15 protein-coding genes and 1 pseudogene are annotated in these 14,362 nt (G+C 50.0%); 6 read left to right on the forward strand and 10 right to left on the reverse strand.

The window, feature by feature from the left end; all coding sequences use genetic code 11:
* Window positions 1-7: 7 nt before the first annotated feature.
* The 4 genes from FYJ45_RS26055 to ilvD all read right to left on the reverse strand — a co-directional run bounded on the left by FYJ45_RS26055 (window position 8) and on the right by ilvD (window position 3,674).
* Window positions 8-196, reverse strand: a complete 189-nt coding sequence (locus tag FYJ45_RS26055) for a hypothetical protein (RefSeq protein WP_147331829.1) — start codon at window positions 194-196, stop codon at window positions 8-10.
* Window positions 197-261: 65 nt separating this feature from the next.
* A complete protein-coding gene (locus FYJ45_RS26060; RefSeq protein ID WP_154467973.1) occupies window positions 262-942 on the reverse strand; it encodes a FadR/GntR family transcriptional regulator in 681 nt (226 codons plus the stop codon).
* 14 nt (window positions 943-956) lie between these two features.
* On the reverse strand, window positions 957-1,853 hold the full coding sequence (locus tag FYJ45_RS26065; RefSeq protein WP_154467974.1) for a dihydrodipicolinate synthase family protein: 897 nt from the start codon (window positions 1,851-1,853) through the stop codon (window positions 957-959).
* A 105-nt stretch (window positions 1,854-1,958) separates the two neighbouring features.
* On the reverse strand, window positions 1,959-3,674 hold the full coding sequence (gene ilvD / locus FYJ45_RS26070) for a dihydroxy-acid dehydratase (RefSeq protein WP_154467975.1): 1,716 nt from the start codon (window positions 3,672-3,674) through the stop codon (window positions 1,959-1,961).
* A 188-nt stretch (window positions 3,675-3,862) separates the two neighbouring features.
* Between ilvD and FYJ45_RS26075 the strand changes: the two genes are divergently transcribed.
* The 3 genes from FYJ45_RS26075 (at window position 3,863) to FYJ45_RS26085 (ending at window position 5,415) form a co-directional block, all read left to right on the forward strand.
* On the forward strand, window positions 3,863-4,246 hold the full coding sequence (locus tag FYJ45_RS26075; protein WP_154467976.1) for a GntR family transcriptional regulator: 384 nt from the start codon (window positions 3,863-3,865) through the stop codon (window positions 4,244-4,246).
* Between the two features lie 117 nt (window positions 4,247-4,363).
* On the forward strand, window positions 4,364-4,729 hold the full coding sequence (locus tag FYJ45_RS26080) for a hypothetical protein (protein WP_207708458.1): 366 nt from the start codon (window positions 4,364-4,366) through the stop codon (window positions 4,727-4,729).
* A gap of 47 nt (window positions 4,730-4,776) precedes the next feature.
* A complete protein-coding gene (locus tag FYJ45_RS26085; RefSeq protein WP_154467977.1) occupies window positions 4,777-5,415 on the forward strand; it encodes a hypothetical protein in 639 nt (212 codons plus the stop codon).
* 190 nt (window positions 5,416-5,605) lie between these two features.
* Here the strand turns inward: FYJ45_RS26085 and htpG are convergent, their stop codons facing one another.
* Complete coding sequence (gene htpG, locus FYJ45_RS26090) at window positions 5,606-7,714, reverse strand: molecular chaperone HtpG (protein ID WP_154467978.1); 2,109 nt, start codon at window positions 7,712-7,714, stop codon at window positions 5,606-5,608.
* Window positions 7,715-8,111: 397 nt separating this feature from the next.
* On the opposite strand from htpG, the gene bilQ reads away from it, so the two are divergent.
* The 3 genes from bilQ to bilS all read left to right on the forward strand — a co-directional run bounded on the left by bilQ (window position 8,112) and on the right by bilS (window position 10,386).
* On the forward strand, window positions 8,112-8,549 hold the full coding sequence (gene bilQ, locus FYJ45_RS26095) for a bilirubin utilization transcriptional regulator BilQ (protein WP_025490772.1): 438 nt from the start codon (window positions 8,112-8,114) through the stop codon (window positions 8,547-8,549).
* Window positions 8,534-9,649: a bilirubin reductase gene (gene bilR, locus FYJ45_RS26100; protein WP_154467979.1), complete on the forward strand. Its 1,116-nt coding sequence runs from the start codon at window positions 8,534-8,536 to the stop codon at window positions 9,647-9,649. The genes bilQ and bilR overlap by 16 nt, the downstream gene beginning before the upstream one ends.
* Before the next feature lie 197 nt (window positions 9,650-9,846).
* Window positions 9,847-10,386 carry a flavodoxin family protein BilS gene (bilS, locus tag FYJ45_RS26105; protein ID WP_154467980.1) on the forward strand — a complete coding sequence of 180 codons (540 nt, stop codon included), beginning with the start codon at window positions 9,847-9,849 and terminating at the stop codon, window positions 10,384-10,386.
* 131 nt (window positions 10,387-10,517) lie between these two features.
* Here the strand turns inward: bilS and FYJ45_RS26110 are convergent, their stop codons facing one another.
* The 5 genes and pseudogenes from FYJ45_RS26110 to FYJ45_RS29895 form a co-directional block, all read right to left on the reverse strand.
* On the reverse strand, window positions 10,518-10,691 hold the full coding sequence (locus FYJ45_RS26110; RefSeq protein ID WP_154467981.1) for a chorismate--pyruvate lyase: 174 nt from the start codon (window positions 10,689-10,691) through the stop codon (window positions 10,518-10,520).
* Window positions 10,692-10,726: 35 nt separating this feature from the next.
* Window positions 10,727-11,785: a peptidylprolyl isomerase gene (locus FYJ45_RS26115; RefSeq protein WP_235931024.1), complete on the reverse strand. Its 1,059-nt coding sequence runs from the start codon at window positions 11,783-11,785 to the stop codon at window positions 10,727-10,729.
* Between the two features lie 2 nt (window positions 11,786-11,787).
* Window positions 11,788-13,191 carry an NAD(P)/FAD-dependent oxidoreductase gene (locus tag FYJ45_RS26120; protein ID WP_154467982.1) on the reverse strand — a complete coding sequence of 468 codons (1,404 nt, stop codon included), beginning with the start codon at window positions 13,189-13,191 and terminating at the stop codon, window positions 11,788-11,790.
* Between the two features lie 459 nt (window positions 13,192-13,650).
* Window positions 13,651-13,914 carry a hypothetical protein gene (locus tag FYJ45_RS26125; RefSeq protein WP_154467983.1) on the reverse strand — a complete coding sequence of 88 codons (264 nt, stop codon included), beginning with the start codon at window positions 13,912-13,914 and terminating at the stop codon, window positions 13,651-13,653.
* Window positions 13,902-14,362, reverse strand: a pseudogene (locus FYJ45_RS29895) (hypothetical protein); the annotation flags it as partial. The pseudogene FYJ45_RS29895 and the gene FYJ45_RS26125, both read right to left, overlap by 13 nt.

Here is a 14,362-nt window from a genome sequence, read left to right on the forward strand (position 1 = left end):
CTTCTCGTCATGATAATAATATATCAGCTTCCGGCTTATTATTCTGTGACCAAGTTACAGTAATAATAATAATTACTATTTTATTTATAAAAATAAAATGCCTTTCTGCAATTGGCCCCTGTTCCTTTTGAAAAGCATTTATCATTATTGGCCGTGTTTCTAATCTTACCGGCACTTTTTGGGCTTTCTTAATCAAAATACACGCCTTTCAACCTTTTAAAGTCAAAAAGCGTGTATTTCATTTAAGCTTCATATATCCCGTCACCGATAGCTTTCATACAGATCCTTCATATGCTCATCCATCACTTTTCCGGCTTCTTCCGCATTCCCCGCTTCGAAAGCTGCCAGAATCTTCTCATGATAAAACAGCCCGGCCTGGTTTCCCCGCTTCTGGACGATTTGGTCAAACGCACTTTTCATCACCTCATTTAAAATGCCATAAATGCGTATGATTACGGAATTCCCGGCCAGCTGGGCTATTTTCAGATGGAATTCGTAATCCAGCCGGGCAAACTCGGGAAGATAATCCCTGGCCTGGCGCATTCTCCGGAAAATATCCGCCAGCTCCGCTTTCCCTGCATCGTCCGCCCGTCTGCATGCCTCTTTACAGACCGGCCCTTCGATCATGCTGCGAAGCTGCAGTATTTCCTCCAGCCCCTTATCATTGATATAGGCCGCTGAAACCAGAGGGCTCAGCATGGCAGCCGCATCCGGGCTGCGCACGAAGGAGCCCTCTCCGAACCGGGTCTCTAAAAGCTCCAGCGCAGACAGCTTCTGCAGGGCATTGCGCACCGTCACGCGGCTGACCCCGAACTGCTGGGCCAGTTCATTTTCCGAGGGGATTTTTTCCCCCGGCTTCCATTCTCCCTTCAGAATCAGCTCCTTCATCTGGCCAAAAACCTGATCGCTTATGTTTTCCCTGCTGATTTTATAAATTGCCATAGCAGTCCCTTTCCTTACAGCAGCCCGGCTTTTTTAAGAATCCCGCGTATTTTTTCCGAATCCCCCGGATCCGCTTCCGGGAAAGGCAGGGAAGAGGCGGCGCTGCCGATAATTCCCTTGATTGCCATCGCTTCTTTAATATAGGGAATAAAAGGCGTCCCCACCTGGTAAATTTCCATAAGCAGATCAATTTTCTGCTGAATCGCTGCAGCCTCAGCCAGATCCTCCCTGGCAAAAGCCTCCGTCCATGCGTGGCACAGTCTGGGAACCAGGTTGGACAGCCCTGCAATGCAGCCGTCGCCTCCCGCCAGCACATTATGGGCAAAATTGTCGTCAAACCCTGAATAAACTTCAAACGCGGGGAACTCCCCCTTCACCAGCTTTATCAGCTCTCTCGTATGATCCATTCCGGCCTGGGTGTCCTTATAGCCCACAATATTCCTGTACTTTCTCACCAGCCGCAGCGTGATTTCCGGCGTCAGGTCATAGCCGGTGCGATCCGGGAAATTATACAGGTAGATGGACTGCTCCGGAAGCGCCTCCGCAATCCTGGCATAATACGTTTCCAGCCCTTCAGAGCTCAGCGGGAAATAATAAGGCGGCAGGAGGATGATTGCATCCGCGCCTTCTTCCCCGGCAAAACGGGACAGCGCAAGCAGTTCCTCAAAAACCATGCTTGTCGACCCCACAATCAGCTGTGTTCTGTGCGCTATTTTGTCCACTGCAAACCGTATCAGTTCTTTTTTCTGTTCCATAGTCAGCGCAAAAAATTCCCCGATGCTGCCCAGAAGCAGAATACCGTCCACGCCTCCTTTGATCAAATGTTCATAAACCTTTCCGCAGCCCTCAAAATCGATGGTTCCATCCTTCCCCATAACTGTGACTGCCGGTGTGATATAACGTGCTTTCATCTTTACCTCCTGTATATCGCAGTTCTGCCTGCGATTTTCATTAATCCGTTGTTTGAAGAATACCTCCGGGCTTCTCCTGTCTTTAAACAAGGCGCACAATCAGTTTCAGTAACCCGCGCCCTTCATTGCCGAGGCCGCAGCCTGGGTATATCTTTTCAGTACGCCCTTATAGCTTTTCTTTTTCAGCGGCCGGCTGTTCCTTCTTTCGCCCAGGATTGCCTGGACGGCGTCCGCCTCCATACGTTCTCCCACGATCCCCACAATATCTATCGTCTTTTTCTCAATATCATAGGCCAGAAGATCCCCTGTTTCTATGTAGGCAATCGGCCCGCCGCAGGCCGCCTCGGGAGAAACATGGCCGATGGCCGCGCCTCTTGTGGCTCCGGAAAAACGGCCGTCCGTTATCAGGGAAACCCTGCCGTTCAGCCTGTGGTCACAGCAGATTGCCTCCGTGGTCATCAGCATTTCCGGCATGCCGCTGCCCCGCGGGCCTTCGTAACGGATAACCAGGATCTCTCCCGGATTGATTTTTCCTTCCACCACTGCGTCGTGGGCATCCTCTTCACAGTCGAAAACCACGGCCTTTCCAACATGGGAGCGCATGCTTTTTTCACAGGCGGAATATTTGACTACCGCGCCCTCCGGCGCCAGGCTGCCCTTCAGCACAGCGATGGAACCTGTCTCCTCCGCCTGCTCCAAAGGAAATATTACCTCCTCTATATCAAGCCCATAGTTATGCAGATAGCCTTCCCCTCTTTCCAGGAAATGCTCTTTTTGTATTTCCTCCAGATTTTCCCCCAGCGTCCTTCCGGTTACGGTCAGTACATCCAGATCCAGGTATTTTTCCAGAAGCAGCTGGACTCTGGGGATTCCTCCGGCAAACCAGAAGGCTTCGGTAAGGTGCCGGCCGCTGGGATTGATATTGCCTATGTGGGGAATCGTCCGGTTTATCTCATTAAACAGCTCGGGATCCAGTTCGATTCCCAGTTCCCCGGCGATGGCCGGCAAATGAAGCAGCGCATTGGTGGAGCCTCCTATGGCGCTGTGGATGACGATGGCGTTGCGGAATGCCGCAGGCGTCAGTATTTTATCCGGCCGGATATCTTTTTCCACAAGCTCCATGATTTTCCGCCCCGCCCTCCTTGCCATGGAAAGGATATCCCGCATGGTGGCCGGCGCCAGGGCGCTGCCGGGCAGCGCAAGCCCCAGCGCCTCCGCCATGCACTGCATGGTGCTCGCCGTCCCCATGAAGGTACATGCGCCGGCGGAGGGACAGCCTGTCAGCTTATAATCACGGATTTCATCCGGCGTAATCTCATTTTTCCTCTTCTGTCTCAAAGAAATATCGCCCGCCACAAGAGAGGTGGTCTGGTTCGGCCCGGGCCGCATGCTGCCGCCCGGAATAAAAATAGCGGGAATATTGACTCTGGCCGCCGCCTTCAGATGCGCCGGTATGGATTTGTCACAGGAAGAGGAAAGCAGCATCCCGTCCCAGGGCACAAACCCGGCATGCATCTCGATCATATCGCAGATCACTTCCCTTGACGCCAGCACCAGATTCATCCCGTCGTGTCCCTGCGCACAGCCGTCGCAAATATCCGTCACATGGAACTGCGCCGGATGCCCGCCCTTTTCATATACCCCATACACCGCCTGTGTGCTCAGGCCTGCCAGATGTACGCTCCCGGGATGGCTGTCCCCATAAGCGTCCTCCACTAGAATCTGCGGTTTTCCGATGTCCTCCTCATCCCAGCCGCTACCCAACTGCAGCGCATCAAACTGCGCCCAGCCAAAACGTTCCTTTTCACTGCGTATTGCCATAGCAACCCCCTTTTTATCCTTGTATTCCGTATGTCTTGTATACCTGTATTACAGGTAATTTCAGATTAAGCCTGCAGGCGGAAAAAGTCAAGTACCATAATGCCCTGTATTCCTATTGACAATCCCCTCTACAAAGTATATAGTGTGTATTAAGTTAATACACACTATATTTCAGAAAGGTTCTCACGATGAAAATATTGATTTCCAACAGCTCCGACCTGCCGCTCTACCAGCAGATTAAGGATCAGCTGAAGGACGACATCCTGCAGGGAGATCTGAAGGACGGGGACAGCATGCCCTCCATACGCCGCTTTGCCAATGACCTGGGAGTCAGCGTCCTCACGATCCGCCGCGTTTACGATGAACTGGAGCAGGAAGGCTTCCTTGTGCAGCAGGTAGGAGTCGGCACCTTTGTTTCCGCCGCCAATGCGGAGCTGCTCCGGGATGCCAGACGCCGTGTGGTGGAGCAGAAAATGCAGGACGCCCTTGAATCCGCACGCGGGCTGCACATCCCCCGGGATGAGCTGCACGCCATGCTCGATATTCTTTATGATGATTTTAAAAATACCTGACAAACCATATTTTCCATCTTCGACCGGCCCTGCCGGACGGTGCTTTACGTTCCTCCATCCTGTGAAAGGAGCTGTCTGCCATGAAAAATATCATAGAAGTTAATAATCTCACGCGGCGTGCTTTTTTCCACACATATCACCTCCGATTTGGATAAATGCGCAGACAATATTATTTTTATCGATCATGGAAAAATTCTGCTGGAGGAGGATAAGGACGCGCTTCTGGACAGCTGGCGCCTGGTCAAAGGTGACCGTGCCTCACTGACACCGGAAAAGGAAACCTTTCTGCGCTGTCTGCGGATTACCGATTTCGGCTTCACAGCAGTCACCGATCAGCCGGAGAAAGCAAGACAGCTTTTTCCGGAAGCACTGTTTGACCGTGCTTGCGTGGATGACATCATGATTGCCCTGTGCGAAGGCCGGCCGGATTCTTTTGAAAACCAGTGCGTCCTGTCACAGGAAATTACGGAAAGGGGGCTGTGAATTAGACGAAAGCACATATATCTCTGATAAAAAAAGACCTGTTCCTCATGGGTAACTATCTTTGCTTTATTCCTGTTTTTACACTGGTGCTCCCCTTTTTCTATTATTGGCGGCTGCCGGATTTTTCCCTGCAGAAGGGAACCGGCCTGCTCATTTTAATTGTGGCTTCCGTTTACAGCGAGTTCCTCGCTTATGAACAGATTTTCCTGAAGGATGCGGAGTATCCAAAGGCGCTCTCACTTCTGTGCGCCTCACATGTGAAAGGAAGTATACCAATGAAATACCCGTTCAACCAGCTTTGTTATATTGCAGGCATCCTGATGTTTTTTATGACACTGACGGAAATCCTCCGCCTGACAGTGGTTCTGCCCCGTTCCCGCCGCACTGCCGCCGTGGTGACCAAAGTACGTCCCGCCAAACCGGAGGATTTATCCCGGCGGAAGGCTGCGGGCCCTGGAAAAAAGAAGGCCTTACCTCTCATGGCATTTGTTACCTATTCCGTGGAAGGCCGGAATTATTTTTCCGGAAATGAAATTCCGGTCCCTGCCGGAACCCAGGTGGGAGATCAGGTAAAAATCCGCTATGCCGTCCATTTTCCTGACATGATAGTGGAACGCTCCTTTTCCAGGTTCCTGCTTTTTGCCGTCTTTTCCCTGCTTTTTTTCCTGCTTGGTTTTCTGGTGTAAATGAGATGAGCAAAAAAACAGAGGCTCCTCCCAGCTAAAATGAACGCTGATAAAGCTGAAAAAGGTTACTGTTCACTCCGTGACCAGTAACCTTTTTCATTCCATATTTTCTTATCCGGCAATACTTTTTCAGGTTCCGCCGTTTTCAGCGGACACTTCTGTGCATCCCGGCTTTTGCATCACAGGAAGCTTATTTGGTCAATGCAACCATAATATCGTTGGAACGGTTAACGAACTTGGTCATAGCCTCCGCATCCAGCGGTCCCTGCTGCAGCTTGGCAAGATCGTAAAGCTGTTCGCAAATCAGTGCTTCATTCTTATTGTCCTTGTCGTCCTTATGCGCAATCACATACTCAACAAGGGGATGGCTTACGTTGAGCACCAGGGTTTCGCCCTCGCCGCCGAACATTCCCATATCCATGCCGTTCATGGCATACATTTTCATCATATCCTGCATTCTTCTGCTCTCTTCAGAAATGGTGAGGACGGAAGAAACCTTTTTATTTTTCAGCTTCTCAACCTTTACGGTCAGCTTGTCATTCTTAAGCGCCTTGCGGACCAGCTTCTGAAGCTCCTCGGACTGGGCGTTCAGCTCTTCCTGGGTCTTCTTGGAGGTCTTTGCCTTGAAGGTATCCGTCAAATCCGCATCGATTCTCTGGAATTTGATGCCTTCATTCTTCATTTCCAGCTGATTGATGAAGGGCTGGTCAATCTGGTCAGGCAGCACGACAGCATCCATCTTAGCCTGCTTGAACATGTTCACGTACTGGCTCTGCACCTTCAGGTCGGTTGCGTAGTAGATGGTCTTTTCCTTCTTTTCCTCTTCTGCGCCTTCTCCTGCTTCTTCCCCGGCAGCTGCTTCGTCAACAACCTCTGCCTCTACCTTTTCGCCGTTTTCATCAACAGCGCTGTCGCCTTCTTCCTTTTCATCCGGATCAACCTTGTTGACCTCCAGACAGTCAGGCAGCGTCATGTATTTGCCGTCCAGGTTCTTGAAAAGGATATAATCCGTCATCTTCTCGCAGAACTTGTCATCCTTCAGGCAGCCGAATTTAACGAAGGGACTGATGTCATCCCAGTATTTCTCATATTCTTCCCTGTCGGTCTTGCACATGCCGGACAGCTTGTCGGCAACCTTCTTGGTGATGTAATCGGAAATCTTCTTCACGAAGCCGTCGTTCTGCAGCGCGCTTCTGGAAACGTTCAGCGGCAGATCAGGACAGTCGATGACGCCCTTTAAGAGCATCAGGAATTCCGGGATTACCTCTTTGATATTATCGGCAATAAATACCTGGTTATTGTAAAGCTTGATGGTTCCCTCGATGGACTCATATTCCATGTTGATCTTGGGGAAATACAGGATTCCCTTCAGATTAAACGGATAGTCCATGTTCAGATGGATCCAGAACAGCGGCTCCTTGTAATCCTGGAAAACCTTGCGGTAAAATTCAATATAATCATCCTTCGTACACTCGCTGGGATTCTTGGTCCAGAGAGGATGGATATCATTCATTACAACGGGACGCTTCTTGATTTTCAGCCTGACAGGCTTCTCCTGCGCTTCTTCGCCTTCCTTGGCATCCTCTTTCTTCTCAGGCTGGATGGTTTCCAGAACCTCATCCGTATCCAGCTTCTCAGCTTCATCGATGGTCTGGGTCTCCGGCGTGTTTTCCCTGGAAAGGAAAATCTCTACCGGCATGAAGGAGCAGTACTTCTTAACAACCTCCTGCGCCTTGTATTCGTTGCAGAACTGGAGGCAGTCCTCGTTCAGGAACAGCGTAATCTGTGTTCCCACCTTGTCCCAGGTGCCGTCCTCCATCTCAAATTCCGTACCGCCGTCACATTCCCAGTGTACCGGAGCTGCGCCTTCCTTATAGGAAAGCGTATCAATGTGAACTTCATCGGCAACCATAAATGCGGAATAGAAGCCCAGTCCGAAATGGCCGATGATCTGATTGTCGTCAGATTTGTCCTTATACTTTTCAATAAAATCGGTTGCGCCGGAGAAGGCGATCTGGTTGATGTATTCCTCCACCTCATCCGCTGTCATACCAATACCATTATCAATAAATTTCAGGGTTTTCTCTTCCGGATTCACGATAACCTGGATTTCCGGCTTATAGCCGTCCGGTAAGGAATACTCTCCCATCACATCCAGCTTCTTTAATTTCGTAATAGCGTCGCAGCCGTTGGAAATCAGTTCCCTGTAAAAAATATCGTGGTCAGAATACAGCCATTTCTTAATAATAGGGAAAATGTTCTCGCTGTTAATGGACAAGCTGCCATGTTTTTCTGCCATAATTCATCACATTCCTTTCTTTTTTTCCACGGACTTTTTTCTTTTGTCCGGTTTTGCTCTAGGAATAAGTGTACTTCGATCTTTAAAAAATGTCAATAGAAAATTAGCACTCAATTTAGTTGAGTGCTAACAAAAGTATGAAAAATATATAAAGAAAAAATAAACTCCGCTTTTTTCTGCTTTCCCTTTGTCCGAACAAGCTGCAAATATTTGAATATCAGTTCTGATAAATTTGAACCGTTACTGTTATATTGTAAAACTGCAACTGTGGGCGTACTGAACAGTTTTCGTAAAACTAATATATTATACAAATTTAATTTAGTTGACAAAGTCAAACAAGCAGTATATATTTGACTTTGTCAATTAAATTATACCAACTAAAAAAGGAGTCCTGTCCATGCATCCTTCTTTACCTCACTATATTTCCCTCCTGCGGAAGGATTTTACCGAATATTGCGGACAGAAGCTGTCCGAGCAGGGACTTTCCCAGGGACTGTTGTATTTTATTCTGTATATAGGAAAGCATCCCGGCTGTTCCCCCGGCGAGCTGAGCCGTTCCCTCCAAATGGATGCCGGCCATTCCACCCGTTCCCTTACCCGTCTGGAGGAAACAGGCTTTATCCTCCGCCAGGCAAATCCTGCGGATAAGCGTTCATGCATTTTAGAGCTGACGGACAAGGGACAGGATGCCTTTGACTTAAGCCATGATTTGTTTGACCGCTGGGAGGCGGAGGCTGTCCGGGGCCTGACTCAGGAAGAGCACACACAGCTGCTTGCCCTGCTGCGCAGAATCCTGCCCGGGGAAAGGAAGGAACCACCATGTATGAAACCATAAACAGCCCTGTCACACTGGGCGGGCTGACCCTGAAAAACCGGATCATCTTCGCCCCTACCTCCATGGGGCTGAAAGAGGATGAACTTCTTGCAAAAATGGAAGCCATTGCCGCCGGCGGCTGTTCCATGATCATCATAGGGGATGTTCCCGTGGGAAAAAGGGGCTTCCATTCTCTTTTTACCCGCAAAGGGGCCGCTTACTACCGCAGGCTGACAGCCGCAGCCCATGAACATGGCTGCCTGATTTGCGCCCAGCTGCATCAGTCGGACTCCGACTGGAAGGGCATGCTGCGTTTTCTTCCCGGTATCCTTACAAAACAAATTTCCCACGGGGAACTGCGCCGTCTGTTGAATGATCAAATATCCCCTTACATTACCTCGCTCCCTCCGGAAAAAATCCGCAGGATCACCTCCTCCTTCGGTTCCGCCGCCCTGGAAGCCAAAAAGCTTGGCTTTGATATGGTCGAGGTCCATGGCGACAGGATGTGCGGCAGCTTCAGCTCCTCCCTCTACAACAAACGCCAGGATTCCTACGGCGGTTCACCGGAAAACCGGGCGCGCTTTGCAGTGGAATGCGTTTCCGCCATCCGCAGTGCACTCCCCCAATTTCCCATAGATTTTAAACTGGCCGTGCGCAGAGAAAACCCGCATTATGGAAACGCCGGCATCCTGCAGGAGGAGCTTCCCATATTTGTACCTCTCCTTGAACAGGCAGGCGTAACCAGCTTCCATGTTACACTGGCCAACCACGGCGCTCTTACCGACACCATTCCGCCGGCCAGCCATCCTTTTTTCAGCCAAGAAGGCTGCTTCCTGGATTTCTGTGATGCGCTGCGCGGGCTGACCGCACTACCCCTCTGCGGCGTGGGCGGCCTGGTCCATCCTTCTTTTATCGAAGAACAGCTTCAGAAGCACAGGATCGACTGCGCCGCCATGAGCCGCCAGCTCATCGCAGATCCGGATTGGGTGAAAAAGGTGCGGGAAGGCAGGGAGGATTCCATCCACTACTGTATCCGCTGTAATCAGGAATGCCTGGGCGGCATACAGCAGCACCGGGGTGTCCACTGTATTTATGACGGTCAAATACCCTGCTGCAAGTAACAGAGTATAAGCTTGCAGCGCCGCAGAGCTACAGGCATTTGCCCCGCCGCAGTCGCCGGATATCCATGCAGGCATGGCTGCCTTGCTCGTTGCCCGCTGGAAAAAATGCCTGTAAAAACATTGCGTTTTAAACGTCAACGCATCACAATGGCGTATAAGAGCATATGGGAAACCGCTCCGGCAGAAAGGAAAGAATCATGAAATATTCCGTTGTATTCAGCAGCCGCACAGGCAACACCGCACAGCTGGCACAGGCCGTCCTGGCCGCGCTTCCTCCGGAGGACTGTATTTATTCCGGCAGCCTTGATGAACTAATGCTGGCAGGAGAGGCTTCCGGCTGGCAGGAAGCCCCGTATTTGCTGGCAGGCTTCTGGACCGATAAAGGTAGCTGCGATGAAAAAATGACCGCATTCCTTCAGGGAATCCATCATAAAAAGGTCTTTCTTTTCGGAACCGCGGGCTTTGGAGGAAGCGATGCCTACTTTTCCCGGATTCTTGAAAATGTAAGCGCACAGCTTCCTGATGACAATACGCTCCTTGGAACCTACATGTGCCAGGGGAAAATGCCTGCTGCCGTAAAAGAGCGCTACGAAGCCATGCTGGAAAAAGCTCCTGACAATGAAAGGGCCGCCGCCTTCCTCGCTAATTTCAGCCAGGCGCTGTCCCATCCTGATGCGGACGACCTGGAAAAGCTTCAGATGCGTATCCGTGATATTTTTACAGAACAGAAGGCTTAGGCTTACAGGCGCAAATATCATAAAATAAAGTGTGCAGGCAATCAATCGCCTGCACACTTTATTTTACACTCTCCTTTATTTAACAATCCCAGGGACAGTCACAAGCCTTTGCAGCAGAGCTCCAATCACTGTCAGGCAATTATGGAGTACTGCAGAAATTCATATTTAAGCCTGGTCCCTTCATCCGTTTCCGGCGGCAGAAGCGCCCTGGCTACCAGCTTAATTTCATCAGATTCCTCGTCCGTCCTTTTCAGATTGGCATAATCGCTGTCCAGACTCACCACCACATATTCAAACGTATTCATCCCTGTCCTGCTTCCTTTCCTTATACAGCCGGAAACTACGGCTGCGAAAAATATTTTTTATAAACTTCAAAAAAACTGCTTGTAGTCACCGCGTCGTCATGAATCATGTTTACAGAATCCCACAGCGGCTCGTTCAGATTCTTCGCCAGGGAGTTCACAAAGCTGTCGTATTCCTGCCCGAAAACCTCATCCTTGCGCTTTTCCACGATTTTCAGCTTGTTCCGGTCCGTTTCCTCCCGGTTGAAGGTATTAATGCACTTGATGATCTCATACCCCTCCGCAGTCTCCACAATCCCGCTGATTTCATCCGTCCCCAGATTAAAAGCGGCGGTTTCAAAGGCCATTTCCCGTTCGCCCTTGCCGAAGGATATCGTTCCCTGGGGATCGTCGCTGTATTTTTCAATAAGTGCTTCGAAGGCCTCTCCCTCCGACGCCGCAGCCAGCACCTCCTGGGCCCTGCGGTAGCATTTTGCCTTTTCCGCGTCCGAAAAAGCAGAAATTGTACCATCCGCATTTTCCGTAACCGTTTTGATCAGGATATGCTGCACCGTGATATTTCTGGCCTCGTCATCGCTGATTTCCGGATTAATGTCGCTGATAATCTGACGGTACACCTTGTCCGCCAGAGCATAATCACGGTACATCCCCTCAATCAGCTGGTTCGTAACCCCCATGGCACTGCGCTCCGTTTCATTCAGGGACTCATAATACTCGTCGGCGGCCTGCACAGCCAACTCCTCCTCTTCCGGAGAAAGCACAATTTCCCTGCGGGCAGCCAGAAGCGTCATGGCCTTGATCTGGGAAATCTCCGCCAGAACCTTGTCCTTCAGCCGCTCTTCCAGACCTGCCCCCTCAGACTTTGTCTCCCATATTTCCCTGCCGTATACCGACTCATAGGTATTCTGCTCAGTGGTCAGATATACCATAAGCTCAGGAAGGGTACAGGAGGTGTCCTCCAGACGGAATATTTCATTTTTATTAAAACCGGTGGTAAGTACGATTTTTACCGGTTCCGCGCTGCTGCAGGCATTCAGCGGCAGCAGCAGGCAGGATGCCAGAAGGCAGCCCGCCAGCCTCATTGCTGTTTTTTTCATTCTCACTTTCCCATGCTTTTAATAATGCTTCTCGCCACACTCAGGCCGTTGGCGGAAGCCTGCTGAAGCCCTCTGGTCACCCCGGCGCCGTCTCCGATGGCGCGAAGCCCCTTGATGCTCGTTTCAAAATCCTTATTCACTACCACCTTGTTGGAGTAGAATTTCACCTCTACGCCATAAAGCAGGGTTTCGTCACTGGCGATACCCGGAGTCACCTTATCCAGCGCCTCAATCATCTCCGCGATATCCACCATGATCCTGTGAGGGAATACCAGAGACAGATCGCCGGGCACTGCATCCTTTAACGTGGGGATCAGGTTGTTCCGGCACAGTCTCTCCTCCGTCGTCCTTCTGCCCCTTTTAAAATCACCGAAGGTCTGCACAAGAATCTTACCGCCGCAGAGCATGTTGGAAAGTTCTGCAATTTTACGTCCATACTCAATCGGTGTGCTGAACGGTTTGGTGAAATTTTTGGACACAAGCAATGCAAAATTCGTATTACTCGTTTTATAATCCTGGGATTTATAGGCATGACCATTCACCACGGCAAGCCCGCCCTCATAATATTCCGTCGCCACCTCTCCCGAAGGATTCGTACAGAAGGTACGCACCTTATCATCAAAGGTAGGCGTATAGAAAATCAGCTTCGCTTCATACAGATTCTCATTCAGGAACTGCATGACCTCGTCACGCACCTCCACACGCACGCCGATATCCACCGTACCCGGCGTTGTCTCTATTCCGATCTGCGCGCATTTATCCTTGAACCAGTCGGCTCCCTCACGCCCTACCGCAGATACTACCTCATCCGACAGGAAGGTATCCCCTTTGTCCGTGACCACGCCCCTTACATGGCCGTTTTCCACAAGAATCTCAGAAACCATGGTATTAAAAAGCATTTCCACGCCCTTTTCAGCCAGCGCCTCCTGCAGACGGGAGTAAATCTTATACCCCTCTTCCGTCCCCAGATGACGGATAGGGCACTCCACCAGCTTCAGGTTTGCATTGATGGCCTCCCTGCGGATTTCCCGGATCTCCTTTTCCTTATCTATACCATACACACGCGTATCCGCGCCAAACTTCAGATAAATATCATCCGACTCATGAATCAGAGCCTTTGTTTCCTCATATCCCAGAATCTCCGGCAGGTTCCCGCCCACATCAGGCGACAGGGAAAGCTTTCCGTCCGAAAAAGCCCCCGCTCCTGCAAATCCCGTTGTAATGGAACAGGGCTTACAGCCCACGCAGACCTTGGTCTTCCTCTTAGGACACGTCCTTTTTTCAATCGGCCGTCCCTTCTCCACCATCAGTACCTTCAAATCCTTATTCTTCTCCAGCAGCTCATAAGCGCAGAAAATACCTCCCGGCCCGGCTCCGATAATAATCACATCATAATTCTTCTCCATATAAACCCCTGTTCTGCCCGGTCATAAACTTTATTTTCAGCATTTCAAACACCTACGAACCTGTCGTAAATGCCGCACAGTACCCCTCTTTGACATTTCCTTCGCCTCTTACGGCCGGACACCGTAAACCTCCCCGCAGCCATGCTGTTTGCCGGCTTTATTATACCTATTTTACGGGATAAAGTCAATGAAACCTGCTTTTCCATCCAGGGGTGTCTTTCATGTATTTTAACTGTTCATTATCTTCACAGTTCCTGCAGTTCCGTTATATCCAGGGAAACGAAATGGCAAAAAGAAATAGCATCCCTACCCGCAAATCATGCAGCGTCCGGATGCTACTCTTTATAGTTTTTTCAAGCGAGGATTATCGGCACGTGGTTTCTGTCTGCGCTCTTTTGAGTTTAACGCTACACAGTACTACAGCGGGAAACATCAGCTTCCACCACACACTGCGGCAGCTTATTTTGCGGATTCAGAACCGTTCTTTCTTTCCAGTTCTTCTATCCGCTTCATGGCCTTATCAAGCGCAGCAGTCTGGGCAGCAATCAGCTCCTGCATTTCTTCCTCGTACTTTTTCTTCTCTTCCTCACGCCTCTTCTTCTCTTCTTCCAACGCAGCGGACTGTGCATCTATCGTCGCCTGCATCTCGTCAATCATATACTGCACTGTATTCCGATCCATCTCTCTTAGCTCTTCCGAAAACATTCCCATCACCTTCTCCATATTCCGGCAGACCTCATATACGTCCCTATACATCTGTCTGAACATCGGGTATTTATTTCCGCGAGCAACGAGCCAAACGGATGCACTTGTGCATCCACTTGGCGACTGCCGCGAGGGTCAAATGCCCCGTTGCTTACAACGGGGTGTTGACTTATCAGCTCGATTATCCGTTCCGGATCCTGCGTACTGTAGAACATCAGCCACGCCTCCAGTTCGTTTTCTATACTTTTATTTTCCATGTTTTTTTGGAATATGTCAAGCGTAATAAAGATAAAATTCTGTAATAAATTCAGCTCCAGCCCTGTATCAAAGCTCCAGTCCGATTTATGCAGATATTCCTTTTCCATAGAATGAAATTCCACAGGGCTTTTCTCAAAAAGCACTATGACATATACGTTTTTGATGTCTTTATAACTGAACTTACCCTTTTCCCTGTTCCTCTTATCCC

The organism is Eisenbergiella porci (assembly GCF_009696275.1).
GTDB classification, from domain to species: Bacteria; Bacillota; Clostridia; order Lachnospirales; family Lachnospiraceae; genus Eisenbergiella; species Eisenbergiella porci.